The following is a 21,879-nucleotide window of genomic DNA, read 5'->3' as shown; positions in this document are numbered from 1 at the left end:
TTCTTAAAAATCGATGAGATAGCCAAAAATCAGCATCCCCTTCCAATTTAAAGCTACTTTTTAAATACCAACTAAGCTAAGATTTAGCCTCGCTTGACGGAGCGCGAGTAATAACTCGCTGAGATCACTTAAATCAGCCTTTTCGGCCATTTGATAGTGAGTACCGTTGAACCTGATCAGGTTAATACCTGCGTAGGAATCAAGCCATCTAAAAACGACTACCCTTGTTTTATCTACTCCCTGATAATTCTGTCCACGTTTTTGGTCGTGCTTGATTCGTTGATGTCATTCATAAGGATCATTGCAATGAGCCAGTTAACGAATCTTTCTTCTGAAACTCCCCTTACTCCACACGAACAGGAAGCGCGTGATCTGACCCGCATTCTGCCGGCTTCCCGTAAAGTCTATCTGCAAGGTTCACGTCCTGATATTCAGGTACCCATGCGGGAAATTTCTCTTAGCGAAACCCCGACTGGCCTAGGTGGTGAATATAATGCACCGCTGATGGTCTATGACACTTCAGGGGTTTATACCGATCCAAACGTTGAAATTGATCTGAATAAAGGCCTGCCAAATCTACGTGAAGGCTGGATTGAACAGCGTAATGACACAGAAATGCTGGACGATTTAAGCTCTGAGTTCGGTCGCCAACGCTTACGTGATATCCGTACTGCCAACATCCGCTTTGCCCATATTCAGAAACCACGCCGGGCTAAACATGGCCAGAATGTGACCCAGATGCATTATGCCAAACAGGGCATTATTACGCCGGAAATGGAATATATCGCGATCCGGGAAAACCTGCGTCAGCTGGAAGGTACCGATATGCGCCAGCATCCGGGACAGAATTTTGGTGCCAAAAATTTACAGGAAATCACGCCTGAATTTGTCCGTCAGGAAGTAGCTGCAGGCCGTGCCATTATTCCTGCCAATATCAATCACCCTGAACTGGAACCAATGATTATTGGTCGCAATTTCCTGGTAAAAATTAATGCCAATATCGGAAACTCTGCGCTGGGTTCAAGTATTGAAGAAGAAGTGTCAAAAATGACCTGGGCCACCCGCTGGGGTGCCGACACCATTATGGATCTGTCGACTGGTCAAAACATCCATGAAACCCGTGAATGGATTATCCGTAACTCACCAGTGCCAATTGGTACAGTCCCAATTTATCAGGCTCTAGAAAAAGTCAACGGTGTAGCTGAAGACCTGACTTGGGAAATATTTAAAGATACCTTGATTGAACAGGCTGAACAGGGCGTGGATTACTTCACGATTCATGCCGGTGTGTTATTGCGTTATGTACCGCTGACCGCAAATCGTCTGACTGGTATTGTGTCACGTGGTGGTTCGATCATGGCACAGTGGTGTCTGGCACATCATCAGGAAAACTTCCTTTATACCCATTTCGATGAAATCTGCGAAATCATGAAAGCCTATGATGTGTCTTTCAGCCTCGGGGATGGCTTACGTCCGGGCTGTATTCAGGATGCCAATGACGAAGCACAATTTGCTGAACTGCGCACTTTGGGTGAACTAACGCATCGTGCCTGGGAACATGATGTTCAGGTGATGATCGAAGGTCCGGGGCATGTACCGATGCATATGATCAAGGAAAATATGGATCTGCAGCTGGAAGTCTGTAAGGAAGCACCTTTCTATACACTTGGGCCATTAACCACAGATATCGCACCGGGTTATGACCACATTACTTCGGCGATTGGTGCCGCGATGATTGGCTGGTACGGTACGGCAATGCTTTGCTACGTGACACCGAAAGAACATTTAGGCTTGCCGAACAAGAAAGATGTGAAAGACGGCATCATTACCTACAAGATTGCTGCACATGCTGCCGACTTGGCCAAAGGTCATCCAGGTGCTCAAGCCCGTGACAATGCCCTGTCTAAAGCCCGTTTTGAGTTCCGCTGGGAAGACCAGTTTAACCTGAGCCTGGATCCGGACACAGCACGCAGCATGCATGATGAAACCATGCCAAAAGCGGCGCATAAATCAGCTCACTTCTGCTCGATGTGCGGACCGAAGTTCTGTTCAATGAAAATCACCCAGAATGTGCGGGATTATGCCAGCCAGTTATCTGCTGATGAGACCCCGGCTGTAACGCAGGCAGAGATTGAAGCCGGACTTAACCAGATGAAAAACGATTTCCATAGCTCTGGTCAAAAATTGTACCACAAGGTGTAAAACTGTAAAAAAAACAGTTGTTTTCATAAAAATCTCAGATAGGATGAAAAAAATAAGTTATTTCATCCTTTTCTGAGTTATGAATATTATTAAACAAGCCTCTTATAATAAAAAAGATTTTAGGATAGAGGCCCGTGAGTTTTTATATCGGGGATTTATTCAGGTGGAAAAAGTCACGTTACGTCACCGTGTCTTCCATCAGGAATCTTATACACCTGCATTGCAGCGTGAGCTCATCCATCGTCCTGAAGCCGCTGGGGTACTGCTGTATAACGATCAGCAGCAAAAATTCGGCTTGATTGAACAGTTCCGTATTGGGGGACTGGATGATCAGGATACGCCATGGCAACTAGAAGTCATTGCCGGTGTACTGGATGGCAATGAAACGCCTGAGACCTGTATTCGCCGCGAAGTTTTCGAAGAGTCAGGTTGTACCATTGATTCCTTGCAGCATCTTTTCAGTTTCTATCCTTCTGCCGGTGCCTGCTCGGAACTGTTTCATCTTTATGTCGCCCAGACTGAACTGCCTGAAGAAGGCGGTGTTTTTGGCATGCCGGATGAAGGGGAAAATATCCAGCTGCACATTCTGGATTATGCCGATATTCCGACCCTGCTGAGTAATGGTCGCCTTAGAAATGCACCTGTGATTATGGCACTGCAATGGCTACAGCAGCATCAGCAGGCTGTCCCGTCAGGTTTAAGGGAGCAGACATGACATCGGAACAATTCAATCCTGCATCACCACAAGAATGGACCATTATCCAGATTTCTGACACCCACTTGATGGATCAGCCCAATCTGGAATTCGCGAATATGAATCCCGAGCAGAGCTTCCATGAAGTCATGCAGCATATTCAACACAATTTTCCAGAAATGGATGCACTCGTACATACTGGTGATCTGGCACAGGTGCCGTTCGCACAAACCTATACGCGTTATTTAGAATATATCCAGTCTTGCCAGGTGCCCTATTACCAGATTCCGGGCAATCATGATGACATCAAGGTCTTTCCTTTTTATCAGGATCGAGATCAGGCTCATGCGATTCATTTTGGCAACTGGACCCTGATTTTACTGAATAGTGCAGTCCAGGATCGGATAGATGGTTGGGTAGAACAGGCTCAACTGGAACAGCTGGATCAATTATTGCTTGAATACCGAAATCAGTATGTGGTTGTGGCTTGCCATCATCATCCTTTTGCGATGAAGTCGCACTGGATTGATCAGCACCGGCTAAAGAATGCTGAAGATCTAAAAGATGTACTGGCCCGGCACCAGAATGTGAAGTTGGTTCTATTTGGTCATGTACATCAGGATTCCTGCAATAAATGGCACGGTATCCAGTTTTTATCAACGCCATCGACCAGTGTACAGTTCAAACCCAAGAGTGATGAATTCGCGCTAGACCAGGCGACACCTGGCTATCGTGTATTACATTTGAAACAAAATGGGGAGTTCGATACACATATCGAACGTGTGACCTTAAGCCAGCAAAATATTAATACCGAAATTTCAGGTTATTAACTTTGCATTTTATTTTTTTTGAATTACTTTATTGCAACCAAAGGAAATGTGATATCTATAATCCAGACATCAAAGACTATCAAAAAGCATAAAAAGTCTATATGATGACGACCCCCGTAGGAGGATAATCTTTCTACAGGGTGGATAAAAATTGCATATCACCATATTTTTTGCGTATTACATACGCATATGATGAGGAATGCCCTAAATGGCGAATGACAACCAAAATCAAGTCTTAGACGAACAAACTGATGTTGTAGAGGAAAAACCTACAAAACGTGTGCGCAAATCTAAGCCGAAAACGACTGAGGGTGGTTCTACTGCTAGCTTATTTGGTATTGAACCTTATCAACCTAAAAAAAATGAAGAATACATGTCTGAAGGGCAGCTTGAACACTTCCGCCAAATTTTGATGGCATGGAAAGCTGAACTGATGTCAGAAGTTGATCGTACTTTAAATACGATGCAAGACGAAAACACTGCGCTCCCTGATGTAAACGACCGTGCGACTCAGGAAGAAGAATTTGCCATCGAACTTCGTACTCGTGACCGTGAACGTAAACTGATCCGCAAAATCGAGCAATCTATCGAAGCAATTAAAAATGATGACTACGGTTTCTGTGAAACTTGTGGTATCGAGATTGGTCTGCGCCGTCTGGAAGCACGTCCAACTGCAACGTTATGTATCGACTGCAAGACTTTGGCAGAGATCAAAGAGAAGCAAAATAACGGTTAAGCATGTCTTTAAGTAATCCCTCCCTGACCCTCCCTTTATCAAAGGGAGGGAAAGCTGAAGAGAATTACGTGGGCCGGTTCGCGCCATCGCCAACCGGCCCTTTGCATTTTGGTTCCCTCATTACCGCAGTCGCTAGCTACTGCGATGCCAAAGCCCATCAGGGGCGCTGGCTAGTCCGCATTGAAGATACCGATATCCCTCGTATTTATCCCGGCAGCGAAGAACATATTCTACGTGCAATGGATGCTTTTGAATTCGAGCCATATGGCGAAATCATCTACCAGAAAGAGCGTCTGGATATTTACGAAAATGTCATTCAGCAACTGCGCCAGCAGGGTCTGGTTTATGCCTGTCAATGTACCCGCAAAATGCTGGGCTCCAATCATATTTACCAAGACACCTGTCGTGACTTAGGTTTGCCTTTTGAACATCAAGCAATTCGGGTCAAGGTTGAAGATGTTGAAATCTGTTTTGAAGATCGCCTGCAAGGTCAACACTGTTCAAAGCTGAAAAAAGACTTGGGTGACTTTGTACTGAAACGTCGTGATGGCATCATCAATTATCAGTTGGCAGTCGTAGTCGATGACTATCTGCAAGGCATGACCCATGTAGTTCGCGGTGCAGATCTTTTAGATAATACCGAACGTCAGATTTATCTGGGTCAATTGTTAGATTATCCGCGTTTAAGCTATATGCATTTACCACTGGCAATGAATGATCAGGGCCAGAAACTGTCCAAACAAAACTTGGCGCAAGCACTGGATCTTGATCAGGCTCCCCTGCTCTTGCAACAAGCACTTCAAGCCCTATGTCAGGTGCCCGTAGAACTGGATCGCCCTGCTCGTATGCTCAAACAAGCCGTCGCACAATGGGACATCTCCCGAATCCCGCATACAACTGAGCTACAAGGTCACTATTTATAAAAACGGGTTTTCACTTAAGCTAAAAGCAATAACAAAGGCGAGTGAGAACCATAACAATGTTTTTTATTTTTGGTGTAGGACCGAAAACTAAGGTCATTGAGAAAAGTCAGTTTCTTTGTCCAGTCTGCCGAACCCGTTCTGGGTATGAACTAAAACAGCAGCGTAATTATTTTTCTTTATTTTTTATTCCGCTGATTCCACTTTCCAAGGCAAAAAGTACTTTTGTGCGTTGCCTGAATTGTGGAACTGTCATGCCGAGCACAGTACTTGACCATGCTCAGCCTGATCCACAGCGCTCGTCTGATCTAGAAGCTTGATTCTTCCCGGCTTGGATTGACCTGCTGGGTCGTCGAATCAATTTTCAGAATCAAACTGATCATCACTGCACAAACAATAAGTGATGAACCGCCATAACTAATAAATGGCAGGGTTAAACCTTTGGTTGGCAATAGGCCCATATTCATACCAGCGTTTACCAGAATCTGTAACAGGAAAATGATACTGATCCCATAAGCCAGATAACCTGCGCGCAAGTATTGATGCTGCAAGGCACGATGTCCAATCCGGATACAGCAGACCATCACGGTAAAGGACAGAATCAGAATGGTAGAAATACCCAAGAAACCAAATTCTTCCCCTAAGATCGCCAACATAAAGTCAGTATGCGCTTCAGGAAGATATGACATTTTCTGGATACTGTGGCCTAGCCCTACTCCCGTCCATTCACCACGACCAAACGCCATCAAGGCATTAGAAAGCTGATAACCTGTACCAAGCGGATCTTCCCAAGGATTCGAGAAAGACAGTAAACGTTGTAAACGATAAGGTTCCAGAGCAATCGCAGCAGCAAATGCACCCAATAAAGTAATAAAAGCGACACCGAACTGAATCCAGGGAGCACCTGCTAGAAAGAATACACCGAGCATGGTCAGGGTAATTACCACCGTTGCACCCAAGTCAGGCTCAAGAATAATCAGACCAACCGTTGCACCCATGATGGCGCTTAAACGTACCAAGCCCTTGATATTATTACGAACCTCTTCAGCACGGCGCACGACGTAGTCAGCGGTAAAAATCGCCATCATGACCTTGGCGACTTCCGAAGCCTGCAAGGTAAAACCGGCTACCCGAATCCAGCGCTTGGAGCCGTTTACCTCAGTCCCGACAAAGAGTACGGCGACCAGCAAAACAATAGTAATAATCCATAAAAAGAAGGTGTTATTGAACCAGACTTTTAATGGAACTTTATAAGCTAGAAAGGCTGCACCCGCCGCAACCAGAATCGAGATCGCATGTCGGGTTACATAGTGGAAAGCATTTTCATGCATCCGTTCCGCATAAGGCATCGAAGCCGATGCCACCATGATCGAACCGATGCACAGCAAAGCCAGTACACAAAAAATCAGCACATTACGCGGATTAACTTCAGCGGGCAGCTTAGGTACCCACTGCTGATAAAATTGATTAATTTTATTGATCGCAGTCTGAGCAAACTCAGCCATATCACGAATCCTTGTTATTCTTAATTGAGTTCATTCACATAGGCCACAAACTTGCGACCACGTTCCGGATAACCGGAGAACATGTCAAAACTTGCACATGCAGGAGACAATAACACGACATCATGTGCCTGAGTGCGCTTCTGGCAAATTTCTACTGCTTCCTGCAGGCTTTCCGCATGAATCAATTCAGTCGTACCCGCAATCGCTTCTTCAACAATTGGGCGGTCCACACCAATCAATACGGCTACTTTCGCATACTTAGATAATGAGTCACGTAAAGCAGTAAAGTCTTGGCCTTTACCTTGACCGCCAAGAATAATAGCAACCTTGCCACCTTGAGCTTCGATCGCCATGCCTAGACCATCAAGTGCTGCCAGTGTTGCACCAATGTTGGTTCCTTTGGAGTCATTATAATAACGTACCCCATTGACTTCTTTAACGAATTCACAGCGGTGTTCCAGACCTTTAAAGGTTTTTAAAGTGTCCAGCATAATGTCCATTGGTAGGCCAATCGCTTCACCTAAAGCTAAGCAAGCCAAGGCATTTGCCACATTATGGGTACCTTGAATATACATGTCAGAACTTTTGAGCAGACGTTCACGACCACGTGCCAGCCAGATTGTGCCGTCTGTATCTTTGAGAATACCGTACTGGTTGATGTCCGGTGAATTCAAACCAAAGCTCTGCATCGGTATTGCATCTGGAACCAGTGGACGGGTCAGTGAATCATCACGGTTAAACACCACTTTTTTTACACCTTGGAAAATACGGTGTTTGGCGGTGTGATAACCCATCATGTCGCCATGACGATCCAGATGGTCTTCACTCATATTCAGAACAACAGCCACTTCAGCCTGCAAGTTTGATGTGGTTTCTAACTGGAAGCTCGACAATTCCAAAATATACAGTTCAGGATCATCTTTGGTCAGATCCAGTGCTGGACGACCAAGATTCCCCCCAACTGCCACTTTTTTACCCGCATTCGCTGCCATAAGACCGATTAAAGTCGTTACGGTACTTTTGGCATTTGAACCGGTAATGGCTACAATCGGCTTATCCGTCGCACGACGTAAAATCTGGATTTCACTTACCACAGGAATACCTTGTGCCAGTGCTGCTTGAATCTCAGGCAGTTTTGGATCGAGTCCCGGACTGATGATAATTTCTTCGGCAGAGAGCAACAGATTCTGGTCAAACTTGCCAAAACTGGTCTGTACTTCCGCAGGAATCTGGTCATGTCCCGGTGGGGTAGCTCTTGAGTCCGTTACTGCAACGCGGTAGCCCTGGTCATGTAAGAAGTTGACCGCTGCAACACCTGAAATTCCGAGTCCTGCAACGACTTTTAATCCACCACGTTGTATTAACATTTTCGCCCCATTTTCTGGTCTATTTTAAAACTGACGAAATGGTAGCACTTTGCTGTTTTGAATGCTTTTTCTGTTTTGACTTTCTCTGGCATTTTTTGTGTCAGGGCGTAAAAAAATATCGTTCAATCTTCATCTTTAATCGGTTTAATAATTAATAAATTTTTATTGGCGTCATTATGGGAATAAAAGTTAAGACCATGCTATCCATAACTTGAAAGGAAAATCAGATAACGTTTCCATTCATATATAGAAAAATAGTGGATTCTTCTCACCCAGATAAATCAATAAGTTTCTAAAAAATAAAAAAATGAGGGAGCTTATTTCTAAACTCCCCCTACTCATTTGCATGCTCAGTTTTTATTCTCAAACAGAATGAAAATTTACTTCCATTTCACTGCCTGAGCTTTAGGTTTTGGATTTGAGCTTTGTTCCGATGCCGGGCAGGCACAGTTACCACCACAGCCACTGGCCATAGCCGGTTTTAACCATTTCGCCAGCGTATGCCAGCCCTTGACTGCACAGGCATCAGACAACTTCTGGAAGACTGAGCGTGAAGTATTCGGAAATACCTTTTTAAATACCACTAGTGCACTCCAGACAACCAGTACCGCTACAATCAGAATTTCAATCATCTCAATCTCCCATTCACATGATCATTCAGATCTAGCCAAGGTTTCCCTTCAGCCAGTTTAACCCAAATAATGTGATGCAATTTGATAAGTCAGGAATGACATGAAATATGCCAAACCAAACAGGTAGAAGGTCATAAAGCTGACCGTTTTCCATGAACCGGTTTCACGCTTCACAGTGGCTAAGGTCGCCAGACAATGTGGTGCATAAATAAACCAGACCAGTAGAGACAAGCCGGTCGCGATCGACCAGCCCAAATCACCGCCGCCACTAATCAGTGCCGCCAGACCCTCAGACATGGCATCTTCATCAACTGCAGACAAGGCATAAACCGTACCCAATGCTGCCACGACAACTTCACGCGCTGCCATCGCCGGAATCAGTGCAATACAGATCTGCCAGTTAAAGCCCAATGGTGCAAAAATAGGTTGCATCACATGGCCGAGCATCCCGGCAAAGGAATAATCGATATCCGGTAAAGTTGCATCTTCTGGCGGCTGCGGGAACGTACACAAGAACCAAAGCAGGATAGATAACGCAAAGATGATGCCACCGACACGCTTCAAGAAGATTTTGCCGCGATCAAGCAAACCAATCCAGACGTTTTTAACATCCGGGAAACGGTAACTTGGCAGCTCCATCAACAGCATGTGCTGAGACTTGTCTTTATGGAAAAATTTCAGGATAAAGGAAACAATCAGTGCACTTAGAATACCGGCCATATACAGACCAAATAATACCAGACCTTGCAGGTTCATGAAGCCCCACACGGTTTGCTCAGGAATGAAGGCTGCAATCAGCAACGCATATACTGGCAGACGTGCAGAACAGGTCATCAGTGGTGCTACAAAAATTGTGGTCAGACGGTCACGTGGATCACTAATCGTTCTTGAAGCCATAATCCCCGGCACGGCACAGGCAAAGCTGGACAATAGAGGGATGAAAGCACGACCCGAAAGACCTGCCTTAAACATCAATTTATCTAGCAGGAAGGCGGCACGTGGTAAATACCCGGACTCTTCCAAAACCAGAATAAAGAAGAACAGAATCAGAATCTGCGGCAGGAAGACCACGACCCCACCCGCACCGGCAATAATCCCGTCAACCACCAAGCTGTTTAATAAAGGATGAGCGATCAGTCCACCCATGTACTCGCCCAGCCAGCCGAAGAAAGTTTCAATTCCGTCCATAAATGGTGCAGCCCAGGCAAAGACCGCCTGAAACACCACAAACATCATGATGGCTAGGCTAAGCAGGCCCAATACCGGATGCAGGAATATCTTGTCCAGGAAATCAGTACGTTTATCTTCCTGATCGGCATAATTCACCACATCTTTCAGAATACTGGCAATCTGATGATGGTGATCGCCACTCAAACCGCTGAGTTCAGTTTGCGGAGCAGAAAACTTGTTTTTATCCAGAGCATTTTTCAGGTTTTCAACGCCTGAAGTACGCACGGCAACAGTTTCAACCACAGGTACACCCAGACGTTCAGACAGTTTCTGGGTATTGATCTGCATCCCGCGACGGCGTGCTTCATCCATCATGTTCAGCACCACCAGCATTGGACGACCCAGCTGAATCATTTCTAGTACCAGTCCCAGATGCAGTTTTAGATTTGTTGCATCTACCACGCACAAGAAAGTATCTTGCTGGCCTTCTTCTGCAATTTTACCCTGAACCACATTACGGGTAATTTCTTCGTCCGGGCTGGTCGCATCCAGACTATAAGTTCCTGGCAGATCCAGTACACGTACCGGTTTGCCTGAAGGCAGTGTAAAATTCCCGACTTTACGTTCAACCGTAACCCCGGCATAGTTGCCGACTTTTTGACGAGATCCGGTTAAATGGTTGAATAAAGAAGTTTTACCGCAGTTTGGGTTACCGACAAGGGCAATACGTAAGGTATCACTCATGCCGCCGCTCCCTGTTCAATTTCAATCTTGGCCGCTTCCGATTTTCGTAAAGCAAAACGCGTAAACCCCACCTGAATAAGAATCGGATCCCCACCAAAAATACCTTTGGTAATGACTTGTACCTGAGTCCCTGGTACAAAACCTAAAGTTTCCAAGCGACTGGCCACAACATCGTGGAAAGCGCCTTTACCATCAGTAGTTCGATTAACTTTTCGAATGATGGCAGTTTGTTTTACTTTCAAATCAGACAAACGCACCGTGAAAATTCCTAAGACTTTTGTACAGTATACAAACAAATGAGAATAATTAACAAATAAGTATTAATTACATTTCTTCTTGGCTATATAGCACATCGACATGTTCGTAAAATTAAACTAGAGTGGAGAATAGCAATCAGGCTTCTCGCTTTTAAAAATTATCTTCATTAAACATCATGCTAAATAAAAAACCTCGCATTCCTAGTCCAGTTCAGATTCCTGAAGCTTTCAGTTACTTACAGGGTTTTCGTGATTATCTGATTGCCCAGACAGTGAGTCCCCATACCCGGAATGCCTATTTGTCTGATCTGATTCAGTGTGCTGAATGTCTGGTTAAACCTTTACCGGAATGGGACCATGATGATATTTCCGATGTGCTGATTGAACTGACCAAACAGCAAAAAAGTCCACGTTCAATTGCACGATGTTTGTCCGCCTTACGTTCTTTTTATAAATTCCTGCGGGAACAAAAACTGCGGAGTGACAATCCGGTCGCTGCCCATAAAACACCAAAACTGGGCCGTGCCCTGCCCAAAGACCTGTCTGAAGCTGATGTCGAAGCATTGATTCATGTACCCGATATCAATACTGCCCTCGGTTTACGTGATCGTGCCATGTTCGAAGTGCTTTATGCCTGTGGTTTACGGGTGACGGAACTAATTAACCTGCGTCTCGATCTGATTAATTTAAAACAAGGCTATTTGCGTATTGTCGGTAAAGGTAATAAAGAACGTCTGGTACCAATGGGACAGATGGCCTGTGAATGGGTAGAAAAATACCTGCAAGAGGCACGTCCGCAACTGTATAAAACAGCGACTGATTATCTGTTCCTCACCCAGCATGGCAGCATCATGAGCCGGCAGAATTTCTGGTATGCCATTAAACGCTATGCACTACAAGCCGGAATTCAGGCTGAACTGTCTCCGCATACTTTGCGTCATGCCTTCGCCACGCATTTACTTAATCATGGCGCTGACTTACGGGTAGTACAAATGTTGCTAGGTCATAGTGATTTATCCACCACACAGATCTATACCCATGTGGCACAAGTCAGAATGCAGCAACTGCACGCAACCCATCATCCACGGGCTTAAGAGCTGATTCAAATAGAATAAACTGAGAAGTTTGACGTAGCTCTATCTTTTTTTGCTATGCTAATGCTCTGTTTTTAGTCCAAGAAAAAAGGGTTATTATGACATTTGCCCGCACCAAAATTTTTATCGCTTGTCTGCTTGCTACCGGTCTGGGACTAAGCGCATGTTCCAATTCCAATAATTCAGATAAAAAGCAAGATACGCTTACAGCAAGTGCACCAGCGACGGGTGAAGCCTCTAACCTTAGCGAACGCAATGCACAGCAACGCCTGATTTCAACGCTCGAAGGTCATTTCAAAAAAGCGGGGATTAACGCAAAAATCACTGGTATTAAATCCACAGAAGTACCAAACATGTCTTGGGTCAGCCTGGAAGGTATGGCACCCGTCTATGTGACAAATGATGGCAAATATCTGATTCAGGGTGATGTCATCCGTCTTGGAGACAAAGAGCTGCATAATGTCAGCGAAACCCTGCAATCTGACGTCAACAAGAAAATCTTTGCAAACCTTAAAGCGGAAGACCTGTTGATCTATCCAGCCAAAAGTAAAACCAAACATGTAATCTATGTCTTTACCGATGTCAGCTGTCCGTATTGTCACAAATTCCATGAGCAGATGGATGAGATGAACAGCAAAGGTATCGAAGTACGTTATATTGCCTGGCCACGTGGCGAGCAGCATATGCCTGCTATGGAAGCCATCTGGTGTAATTCCGACCGTCGTGCAGCCTTCGACCAAGCCATTGCCGGTGGATCTATCACGCCGACTACTTGTAAAAATCCTGTGAAAGATCAATATCAAATGGGTCTTAATATTGGTGTGAATGGCACCCCGGGTGTATACAGTTCTGAAGGACTTTATCTCGGTGGCTATATGAGCACATCAGAATTATTGGATCGACTTAAATAACTCATTTTAATTAGTTATTTAACTTTATTTTATAGATGAAGATATTCTGAAATGACCCTAGAGTCAGGCCGCTTTTTTAGCTATGATCTAGGCTCTCGTAAAAAACTGTTTATATTTGGAGTGTGACGTGAAACCAGTTCGTCTGGCAATCCTCGGTCTTGGTACTGTGGGTGGTGGTGCCCTTAAACTATTAAAAGAAAATGCTGCTGAGATTAAACGTCGCACCGGTCGTGAAATTCAAATTACCCATGTTGGTACGCGTCGTCCGCGTCCTGATCTGGATCTACCTGAATCAGTCAAACAAAGTGCAGATCTGCTCGACATCGTACGTCAACCTGATGTAGATGTAGTGGTTGAAGTCATGGGCGGTATTCACCCTGCTTATGAAGTGATTAAAGAAGCCATTCTGCATGGTAAACAGGTCGTGACTGCCAACAAGGCCTTATTGGCTGAACATGGGAATGAACTGTTCAAACTTGCCGATGACAACGCTGTGCAAATTGCTTACGAGGCAGCGGTGGCTGGCGGCATTCCAATTATTAAAGTGATGCGTGAAGGTCTGGCAGCCAACAAGATTGACTGGCTGGCTGGCATCATCAACGGTACAGGCAACTTCATTCTGACTGAAATGCGAGATAAAGGCCGTGCCTTTGCTGATGTCCTGAAAGAAGCGCAAGAACTGGGTTATGCAGAAGCAGATCCAACCTTCGATGTAGAAGGCATCGATGCAGCACATAAACTGACATTACTGGCCTCTATTGCTTTTGGTATTCCGTTGCAGTTTGATAAAGTCTTTACTGAAGGCATCAGCAAAATTACTGCACAAGACGTGAAATATGCTGAAGACTTGGGCTTCCGTATCAAACACCTCGGTATTGCGCGTCGTGCTGAAACCGGTATCGAACTCCGCGTGCATCCTACCCTGATTCCTGAAGAGCAATTGATCGCTAATGTCAATGGTGTGAAAAATGCAGTTCTAGTTCAAGCCAATGCGGTTGGTCCTACACTTTATTACGGTGCGGGTGCTGGCGCGGGCCCTACAGCTTCTGCAGTAGTTGCAGATGTCGTGGATATCGTACGTGATATTTCTTATACTGAAGACGGTGCTGGTACAATTCCACAACTGGCTTTTGAAAGCTTAAGTGACCTGCCAATCTTGCCACGTGAAGAAATGACGACTGGATACTATATCCGGATCAATGCTGAAGATCAAACCGGAGTACTGGCTGAAGTAACCTCTATTCTAAGCCGCGAAGGCATCAGTATTGATGCAATTCTGCAGCAGTCACGTCTGAAAGATCTTATTCCTATCGTGATCCTGACTGATCCTGTCAAGGAAGCGAAAATGGATGAAGCGTTAAAACAAATTCAAGCTCTTCCTGTCATTCATGGCGAAATTGTACGAATTCGTTTAGAATCGCTTGATAATTAATCGGGTCGAGGGGACACTCTCCCCTTGCCAAGCTCTACACACAATTGGAACATCATCATGTCGAATGCCAATCGTTATACTGGTTTAGTTGACCGCTATCGCGACCGTTTACCAGTGTCTGCAACTACTAAAGCCGTTTCTCTGGGTGAAGGTAACACGCCACTGATTAAGCTTGCGAATATTCCGCGCATTATTGGCAAAAATGTTGAAATTTATGTGAAGTACGAGGGCTTAAACCCGACTGGTTCATTTAAAGACCGTGGTATGACCATGGCGGTAACAAAAGCGGTTGAAGAAGGCTCTAAAGCTATTATCTGTGCTTCTACAGGTAATACTTCAGCTGCTGCTGCAGCTTATGCAGCGCGTGCAGGTATCAAGGCGTTTGTTTTAATCCCAGAAGGCAAAATTGCTATGGGTAAAATGGCACAAGCGATGATGTACGGTGCAATCACCATGCAAATCCGCGGTAACTTCGATGACGGTATGCATCTGGTAAAAGAAATCGCTGATAAAGCACCTGTGACGATTGTTAACTCAATCAACCCGTACCGCCTGCAAGGTCAAAAAACCATTGCTTACGAAATCGTGGATGAATTGGGCCGTGCACCAGACTACCACTGCCTGCCTGTGGGTAATGCGGGTAACATTACTGCACACTGGATGGGTTATACCGAAGCTGTTGCGAATCAACCTGCTGGCGAGTTTGAGCAAGTGATTTACGATGCTGCCACTGATGCCTTCACTGGCCCTAAACCTGAAGGTCTGCCAACAATGGTAGGTTACCAAGCTTCTGGTGCTGCACCTTTCCTTCGTGGTGCACCTGTTGAAAACCCTGAGACTGTTGCAACTGCAATCCGTATCGGTAATCCACAAAGCTGGAACCATGCGAAAGCGGTTGTTCGTGATTCTAAAGGTTGGTTCGATGAACTGACTGATGCCGAGATTCTGGAAGCGCAACGTCTTCTTTCTATGTATGAAGGCGTATTCGTAGAGCCTGCATCTGCAGCATCTATCGGTGGCGCAATCCGTGACATTAAAGCAGGTAAAATTGCTGAAGGTTCTGTGATCGTGTGTACTGTAACTGGTAACGGTCTGAAAGATCCGGATACTGCGATCAAACAATGTTCTGATGCTGTAATGCTGTCTATCGACGCAACTTTAGAACAGGTTCGTGAATCAATTCTTTCAAATATGTAAGATACAGAATCAAAAAAGCCCTGCAATTGCAGGGCTTTTTATATGCGCTTAAAAAAGATTAAACACGTTGTTTAGGCAAGCTAGACACCCAGGTCATGAGACGAGTCGCATCATTGGTACGTGCAGCAGTTGAATCCGCACCTAATACCACGACCACCACAGGACGGTTATTCAAGGTCGTGTGCATGACGACACAACGTCCTGCTTCATTGATATAACCGGTTTTAGACAGGTTGATATTCCAGCCACCATTACGCACCAGTGAATTGGTGTTGTTCGATTTCAATACACGATAGCCAAGGTTAAAATCATAGCTGGCAGTGGTAGAGAACTGACGGATCAGACCATACTGTGAAGCAGTATTCACCAGAATCCCCAAATCACGTGCAGAAGACACATTGCCAGGATGCAGGCCAGTAGATTCCATATAATGGGTTGAATTCATGCCCAGCTCTTTAGCTTTGGCATTCATCTTCGCAATAAAGGCTGCACGACCGCCTGGATAGGTACGCGCCAATGCGGCTGCAGCCGGGTTCTCAGATTTCATCAAAGCAAATAATAAGGCTTCAGCACGATTCATGCTGTCCCCGGCTCTTAAGGTAGAACTTGAGCTCTTACAGCCTGCACAGGAAAAATCAGCCTGTTGCAGAGTAATTTTTTCAGACATATTCAAACGCGCATCTGAAATCACTACTGCAGTCATCAATTTGGTAATCGACGCAATCGGATAAGCATTATTGGTATTTTTACTGAATAACACTTCACCCGTCTGTGAATCCATCACTAAAGCTGCACGCGCACTTACAGGAGGTTGATTACTAAAATGACTATTATCAATAATCTGCACAGGTTTTGTCGGTACTGGTGCTGGTGCACCGCCCTGACGAATCGTCGTCGTAACAGTTGCAGAACCTGGTGGTGAAGGTTCTGCAGCAGATACGCTCAAATTATCATTCATGAGCTGATTGACTTCATCAGAAGACCAGCTGATGCTAGATCCGCCCTCTGTTGTGCCAGAATTCATAATGATTTCAGCAAAACTTGTCGTGCTCATGCTGATTAACACGGACAGGCCGAGTAGATGCCTTAAAGACTTGTTTATTTTCTTCACTATTCCTTCACTCAACTAACAGAGGTAAGATTGATTTGCGTATTACCTCTAATATGCCTTACATTTAAACACAATGCCGAACATTTTTTGTTCTTGACACTATGTGATAAGTTTCAGATTTAATCTGCGAATAGGATTGCTAATTTTGTAGTTTCATTGCAAGCTTATTTTGCTTTATGTAACAAAAAAATGATTTTTTAATGAGGGAGAGTCTAGGTGATCACAGTTTTAGTTGTCGACGACCATGAATTAGTTCGTACTGGAATTTGCAGAATGCTGGAAGACCATGCGGATGTTCAGGTGATTGGACAGGCTGAATCTGGTGAAGAAGCAATTACCCTCGTCCGTCAGCATCATCCCAATGTGGTTCTCTTAGATGTCAACATGCCAGGTATCGGTGGTGTAGAAACCACACGCCGTTTGCTACAGACTGCTCCTGAAACCAAAGTTCTTGCGGTGAGTGGTCTGGCTGAAGAACCTTATCCTTCTCTTTTACTTAAGGCAGGTGCCAAAGGTTATATCACCAAGGGTGCACCTGTATCAGAGATGGTTCGTGCCATCAATAAAGTCATGCAGGGCGGTAAATATTTCAGTGCTGATATCGCAGAACAGCTGGCCAGCTCCTACCTGTCTGATACCCAGCAATCCCCTTTTGACGCACTGTCTGAACGTGAAATGCAAGTGGCGATGATGGTAGTGAACTGTATCAGCGCGCAGGAAATTGCCGACAAGCTGTTTGTAAGTGTTAAAACAGTCAATACTTACCGTTACCGGATCTTCGAAAAACTTAATATCGATAGTGATGTTAAACTGACCCATCTTGCAATGCGCTATGGCCTGATTAAACCTTAATTTAACCCTCTGCTTAATGCGGTTTCTATGGCGCAAACATCCAGTTATTCTGAACTGAATCAATATCATCTGGGCCTATGGTATAGCGCATACCGCCTGATTATCAGCACGGGTCTGTTGCTGATTTTCCTGCTGACTTATCCCGATATGACTGCGGATTATCAGTATCCTAAACTCTATCACTATGCCTTAATGATTGGCGTCGCCGTCAATACTGTGCAGCTGTTTACACTAAGATGGGTAAAGCACCTGATTCAGCCACAGTTCATTCTGATTTTTGCCAGCGATGTCTTTTTTCTCAGTTTATTGACCTTGGCCAGTCAGGGTCCAAATGTCCATCTCGGACTGATTTTTGTTATTACCATTTTTTCAGCCTCATTATTGCTTGATGCCAAGAAAGCCCTGATCGTCACTCTAATTGCGGTGATTAGTATTATCTACCAGCATTTTATCGGCAGTATTTTTGCTTTTTCCTCGCTTACCAATATCGGCAACAGTGCCCTGCTGGCCTTTCTGTTTTTTGTCGTTTATGGCTCGGGGCAAATTGCAGTACGGCGCTTTCAGATTCTGGAAAACCTGAATTTTTCTCAATCGCTAGAACTATATCGCTTACAGAATATTAACCGCTATATTCTGGAACAGATTGAAACTGGTTATCTGGTCTTAGATGAGAATTACCATGTGGTGCTCAGTAATCCGGCTGCCTGTCATCTGCTCGGCATTGAGCCAATGTATGCCCATGAAAGATTTTCGTTATACCAATCTCAAAATGACTTATTTGAACTGATCCGTTTTGAAAATCTGGAAAATGGCGAGCGGTTTCAATTTGAATCCCAGCAGAGTCGTTATAATATTCATGTGCAGGTACAAAAGCTGATTGTGCCGCACCAGACTCTGACTCTCCTCGTGCTGCAAGATGCCCGCAAACTTAATCAGCAGGTGCAACAGTTAAAGCTTGCTGCTCTAGGCCAGCTTTCCGCCAGTATTGCCCATGAAATTCGCAATCCTCTGGCTGCCATTGTACAGGCCAATGATCTTTATCTCGATTCTGAACCTGAACAGCAACAGGTCCTGCATCAGATGATCAGCCGACAGGCTACCCGTATTGACCGGATTATTCAGGACACCCTGAATATGGTGAAGAATAAAGAAACCCATCCGGTCGTAATTCAGCTGAATGAATTTATACCACTATTTATTCAGGAAGATTTAGCAGATGTGGCCGACCAGATTCAATTTAATATTGATGTACCACTGGCTATTCAGTTCGATGAAGCCCAGTTACGTCAGATTCTAATTAACCTGATTCGTAATGCTATCCGTCACAATTCTCCAGATTCATCTCATATTCAATTGAATATTCACCCATATGAACATAAGGTATGGATAGATGTTCGGGATTTTGGCTCTGGTGTTGCCACCCATGATCAGGAATTATTATTTAAACCTTTTTTCAGCACGTCTATCCATGGAACGGGACTCGGACTATATTTATCACACAGTTTTTGTGAAGCCAATCAGGCACAACTCAACTACATTTCACAAGAACAGGGCGCATGCTTTCGGATTAGTTGTCAACGTGTAACAGCATAAAAGGAATAAGGGGAAATATTGTGGAACAACAACCACTGGTTTTATTGGTGGATGATGAGGAAGATCTATGTACCCTCATGCAAATGTCATTGATGCGCATGGGAATCCGTACACATATTGCCCATCGTCTGGAAGATGCAAAAAAATTTCTGACAGATCATCAATATGATGCCTGTCTGACGGATCTAAATCTTCCTGATGGCAATGGTCTGCAATTACTGGACTGGATTAACCAGCATTCCCCTTACCTTCCGGTAGCTGTTCTAACGGCCTATGGTAATATGGATATTGCTATTGCTGCACTCAAGGCAGGTGCATTTGACTTTGTTAGCAAACCGATCAATCAAAAGCATCTGGAGCAACTGCTGCAAAAAGCACTAAATAAACCAGTAGACTATTATCAGAATAATTCCAATGATTCACTAGAACATAAGCTGCTGATTGGACAATCTCTGCCTATTCAGCAATTGCGTGTCACCTTGAAAAAAATTGCCCGTTCCCAGGCACCCGTGTTTATTACTGGCGAATCAGGTACCGGGAAAGAAGTTGTCGCCAATCTGGTTCATCGTCTCAGCAATCGCAATGAAGGACCTTTTATCGCAATTAACTGCGGTGCAATCCCGACTGAACTGATGGAAAGTGAACTGTTTGGCCATAAGAAAGGCAGCTTTACTGGCGCGACACAGGACAAGCAGGGACTAATTCAGTCTGCCCATGGAGGTAGTTTGTTCTTAGATGAGATTGCTGAATTACCGTTATCTATGCAGGTCAAACTGTTACGTGCTGTTCAGGAAAAACGCATTCGTCCAGTCGGTTCCGATACTGAAATTGATGTCGATTTCCGTGTCATCAGTGCCAGCCATCAGGATCTCGATGCGCTGGTACAACAAGGCAAATTCCGTCAGGACTTGTTCTTCCGTATTCATGTGATGGATCTGGTCTTACCACCCCTGCGTGAGCGCGGCCAGGATATTCTGCTCCTCGCTGAGCATTTTATTCAAAAGATCTGCCAAGAATGGGAAATTCCTGCGAAAAAGTTGACGGAACGGAGTAAAGAATTTTTACTCGAGCAATATTATCCGGGCAATGTACGCGAACTGCGCAACATTATTGAACGCGCAATTATTTTGAGTGATGAAGACAAGATTGATCTTCAGCATCTGCAAACTGCTCCACTACGTCATATGGCACCTGTCTTATCAGAAACTGCCAATCTGGCAGAGCCGACTTCATCTTCGGATCAGATCATTATTCCCAAGAAACTCCCCGAAGAAGGTCTGGAACTGTATTTAGAAAAGATTGAAAAAGAAATTCTGTTGAATGCTTTGAATCTGACACACTGGAACCGTACATTGGCCGCGAAGAAACTGGGGATGTCATTTCGGTCTTTACGTTACCGTCTGAAAAAATTCGGACTGGATACCGAAGAAGAGGAATAATTATTTTTGCAGGAGCAGCAAGTCTGTGACGTGATCCAGATAGCTCTCCTCACGCGCATCCTGACCTAGGGGATAGGTGAAATGTGGTTGAATCCCATGTCCTTCGATCATATTGCCGCTCGGGCTAAAGTATTGCGACACCGTCATCTGTAAAGCGGAGCCATTGCTCAAAGGAAATAATTTCTGTACCACCCCTTTACCATAGCTCTTTTCCCCTACCACCCACGCACGATTATGTTCTTTCAAAGCTGCCGTGAATACTTCTGCAGCGGAAGCTGAACGGTTATTGATGAGAATACCGACTTTCAGGCTCTGAAACTCAATTCCTGGTAGTGCCTGAAATTGCTGATTGCCTTCAGAACGGCTCTTGGTCGAGACAATAATACCCTGATTCAGGAACAAATCTGCTGATTCAACAGCTGCAGATAATAAACCACCCGGATTATTACGCAGGTCAAACAGCACCGCTTTCAGGCGATTAGTTGAATAACTTTCAATAATCCGTTTGATTTCATTAGCGGTATCCTGCTGGAAGACTTTGACCTGCAGCACTAGAACCTGATTGCTGTGTAGGGTCGATTTAATCTCGGTATCCACTTTGGTATTGCGGACCAGTGTAATCGGTACACTTTGCGCAGAAAGCTGTAGCGTTAAAGTAGAGCCAATAGCACCAGTCAATAAATCTCGCACCTGCTCACGTTTCAGCGCACTCAAGACCTGATCATCAATCTTATAAACTGTTACACCATTACGAAGGCCTTGCTTGGCAGAGTCAGCATCTGGACTTAAGCCTTGTACCATCCATTGTTTTAGCTGTGGATTAAAATGCAGATCAAAATCAATACTGGCCAGTTCACCTTCGGTATATTCACGCAGCTGCTTATAGTCTTCAGGAGATAAATAGCGGGAATAGCGGTCCAAGCCGCTCACCAAACCTTGAATGGCCTGCTGGAAAAGCACATCGTCATTTTTGTCTTGGATATAATTATCTTTGACGATGCCATAAATCTGAACAAATTCCTGGATGGATGTAACAGGAATTTCATTATAGACCTGTTCGTCCATTTCCAGTTCATCGAGTGCCATCTCGGTTGAAACAGCACTCCATGCCGAATGACTCAAACACATCAGTAAGCAGGATAAGACTACAGACTTGCCATGTGTTTTTATCATTCTTATACCTGTTTTATAAA

The 21,879-nt window shown here is 44.7% G+C and carries 20 protein-coding genes and 1 riboswitch; of the genes, 13 read left to right on the top strand and 7 right to left on the bottom strand.

Annotated elements, in window-relative coordinates; genetic code table 11:
• The first annotated feature begins 87 nt into the window (after window positions 1-87).
• A riboswitch (TPP riboswitch) is annotated at window positions 88-216 on the top strand.
• A gap of 90 nt (window positions 217-306) precedes the next feature.
• The 6 genes from thiC (at window position 307) to F897_RS04120 (ending at window position 5,702) form a co-directional block, all read left to right on the top strand.
• The gene (gene thiC / locus F897_RS04145) at window positions 307-2,202 is read left to right on the top strand and encodes a phosphomethylpyrimidine synthase ThiC (protein ID WP_005233496.1); all 1,896 of its coding nucleotides are present in this window, start codon (window positions 307-309) and stop codon (window positions 2,200-2,202) included.
• A 79-nt stretch (window positions 2,203-2,281) separates the two neighbouring features.
• Complete coding sequence (locus F897_RS04140; protein WP_005233495.1) at window positions 2,282-2,917, top strand: NUDIX domain-containing protein; 636 nt, start codon at window positions 2,282-2,284, stop codon at window positions 2,915-2,917.
• On the top strand, window positions 2,914-3,726 hold the full coding sequence (locus tag F897_RS04135) for a metallophosphoesterase (RefSeq protein ID WP_005233494.1): 813 nt from the start codon (window positions 2,914-2,916) through the stop codon (window positions 3,724-3,726). The genes F897_RS04140 and F897_RS04135 overlap by 4 nt, the downstream gene beginning before the upstream one ends.
• Before the next feature lie 208 nt (window positions 3,727-3,934).
• Entirely contained in the window at window positions 3,935-4,462 is a 528-nt protein-coding gene (dksA, locus tag F897_RS04130; RefSeq protein WP_004787252.1) for an RNA polymerase-binding protein DksA, read from the top strand.
• A 2-nt stretch (window positions 4,463-4,464) separates the two neighbouring features.
• Complete coding sequence (gene gluQRS, locus F897_RS04125; RefSeq protein ID WP_005233493.1) at window positions 4,465-5,385, top strand: tRNA glutamyl-Q(34) synthetase GluQRS; 921 nt, start codon at window positions 4,465-4,467, stop codon at window positions 5,383-5,385.
• A 56-nt stretch (window positions 5,386-5,441) separates the two neighbouring features.
• Window positions 5,442-5,702: a zinc ribbon domain-containing protein gene (locus F897_RS04120; protein WP_005233491.1), complete on the top strand. Its 261-nt coding sequence runs from the start codon at window positions 5,442-5,444 to the stop codon at window positions 5,700-5,702.
• On the opposite strand, the gene ftsW is transcribed toward F897_RS04120, so the two are convergent.
• From ftsW to F897_RS04095, 5 genes are all read right to left on the bottom strand, one after another.
• Window positions 5,691-6,887 (bottom strand): putative lipid II flippase FtsW, encoded by a 1,197-nt coding sequence (ftsW, locus tag F897_RS04115; RefSeq protein WP_004787257.1) that lies wholly within the window; start codon window positions 6,885-6,887, stop codon window positions 5,691-5,693. The two genes, F897_RS04120 and ftsW, sit on opposite strands and share 12 nt — an antisense overlap.
• Window positions 6,888-6,907: 20 nt before the next feature.
• Window positions 6,908-8,254, bottom strand: coding sequence for a UDP-N-acetylmuramoyl-L-alanine--D-glutamate ligase (murD, locus tag F897_RS04110; RefSeq protein WP_005233489.1), 1,347 nt, complete (start codon window positions 8,252-8,254; stop codon window positions 6,908-6,910).
• A 380-nt stretch (window positions 8,255-8,634) separates the two neighbouring features.
• On the bottom strand, window positions 8,635-8,886 hold the full coding sequence (locus tag F897_RS04105; RefSeq protein WP_005233488.1) for a DUF6587 family protein: 252 nt from the start codon (window positions 8,884-8,886) through the stop codon (window positions 8,635-8,637).
• A gap of 57 nt (window positions 8,887-8,943) precedes the next feature.
• Window positions 8,944-10,800 carry a ferrous iron transporter B gene (gene feoB / locus F897_RS04100; protein WP_005233487.1) on the bottom strand — a complete coding sequence of 619 codons (1,857 nt, stop codon included), beginning with the start codon at window positions 10,798-10,800 and terminating at the stop codon, window positions 8,944-8,946.
• Window positions 10,797-11,057, bottom strand: coding sequence for a FeoA family protein (locus F897_RS04095; protein WP_005233486.1), 261 nt, complete (start codon window positions 11,055-11,057; stop codon window positions 10,797-10,799). Before F897_RS04095 ends, feoB begins: the two co-directional genes overlap by 4 nt.
• A gap of 176 nt (window positions 11,058-11,233) precedes the next feature.
• Here F897_RS04095 and xerD point away from each other — a divergent pair, with 176 nt between their 5' ends.
• The 4 genes from xerD to thrC all read left to right on the top strand — a co-directional run bounded on the left by xerD (window position 11,234) and on the right by thrC (window position 15,691).
• The gene (xerD, locus tag F897_RS04090; protein WP_005233484.1) at window positions 11,234-12,151 is read left to right on the top strand and encodes a site-specific tyrosine recombinase XerD; all 918 of its coding nucleotides are present in this window, start codon (window positions 11,234-11,236) and stop codon (window positions 12,149-12,151) included.
• Window positions 12,152-12,249: 98 nt separating this feature from the next.
• Window positions 12,250-13,062 (top strand): DsbC family protein, encoded by an 813-nt coding sequence (locus F897_RS04085; protein ID WP_005233482.1) that lies wholly within the window; start codon window positions 12,250-12,252, stop codon window positions 13,060-13,062.
• Between the two features lie 127 nt (window positions 13,063-13,189).
• A complete protein-coding gene (locus tag F897_RS04080; protein ID WP_005233480.1) occupies window positions 13,190-14,494 on the top strand; it encodes a homoserine dehydrogenase in 1,305 nt (434 codons plus the stop codon).
• 57 nt (window positions 14,495-14,551) lie between these two features.
• On the top strand, window positions 14,552-15,691 hold the full coding sequence (thrC, locus tag F897_RS04075) for a threonine synthase (RefSeq protein WP_005233478.1): 1,140 nt from the start codon (window positions 14,552-14,554) through the stop codon (window positions 15,689-15,691).
• 58 nt (window positions 15,692-15,749) lie between these two features.
• On the opposite strand, the gene F897_RS04070 is transcribed toward thrC, so the two are convergent.
• Window positions 15,750-16,802: a serine hydrolase gene (locus tag F897_RS04070; RefSeq protein WP_005233476.1), complete on the bottom strand. Its 1,053-nt coding sequence runs from the start codon at window positions 16,800-16,802 to the stop codon at window positions 15,750-15,752.
• A gap of 216 nt (window positions 16,803-17,018) precedes the next feature.
• On the opposite strand from F897_RS04070, the gene gacA reads away from it, so the two are divergent.
• The 3 genes from gacA to F897_RS04055 are packed head-to-tail and all read left to right on the top strand — an operon-like array spanning window position 17,019 to window position 20,686.
• A complete protein-coding gene (gene gacA / locus F897_RS04065) occupies window positions 17,019-17,654 on the top strand; it encodes a response regulator transcription factor GacA (protein WP_005233474.1) in 636 nt (211 codons plus the stop codon).
• A gap of 27 nt (window positions 17,655-17,681) precedes the next feature.
• Window positions 17,682-19,247, top strand: coding sequence for a sensor histidine kinase (locus tag F897_RS04060; RefSeq protein ID WP_005233472.1), 1,566 nt, complete (start codon window positions 17,682-17,684; stop codon window positions 19,245-19,247).
• 17 nt (window positions 19,248-19,264) lie between these two features.
• Window positions 19,265-20,686: a sigma-54-dependent transcriptional regulator gene (locus F897_RS04055; RefSeq protein ID WP_414632198.1), complete on the top strand. Its 1,422-nt coding sequence runs from the start codon at window positions 19,265-19,267 to the stop codon at window positions 20,684-20,686.
• On the opposite strand, the gene F897_RS04050 is transcribed toward F897_RS04055, so the two are convergent.
• Window positions 20,687-21,859 (bottom strand): S41 family peptidase, encoded by a 1,173-nt coding sequence (locus F897_RS04050; RefSeq protein ID WP_005233470.1) that lies wholly within the window; start codon window positions 21,857-21,859, stop codon window positions 20,687-20,689.
• Window positions 21,860-21,879: the final 20 nt, after the last annotated feature.

The sequence above is a fragment of the Acinetobacter variabilis genome, from assembly GCF_000369625.1.
GTDB lineage: Bacteria > Pseudomonadota > Gammaproteobacteria > Pseudomonadales > Moraxellaceae > Acinetobacter > Acinetobacter variabilis.
Note: the sequence above shows the minus strand (reverse complement) of the source record. Positions and strands in the feature narration are given on the sequence as shown.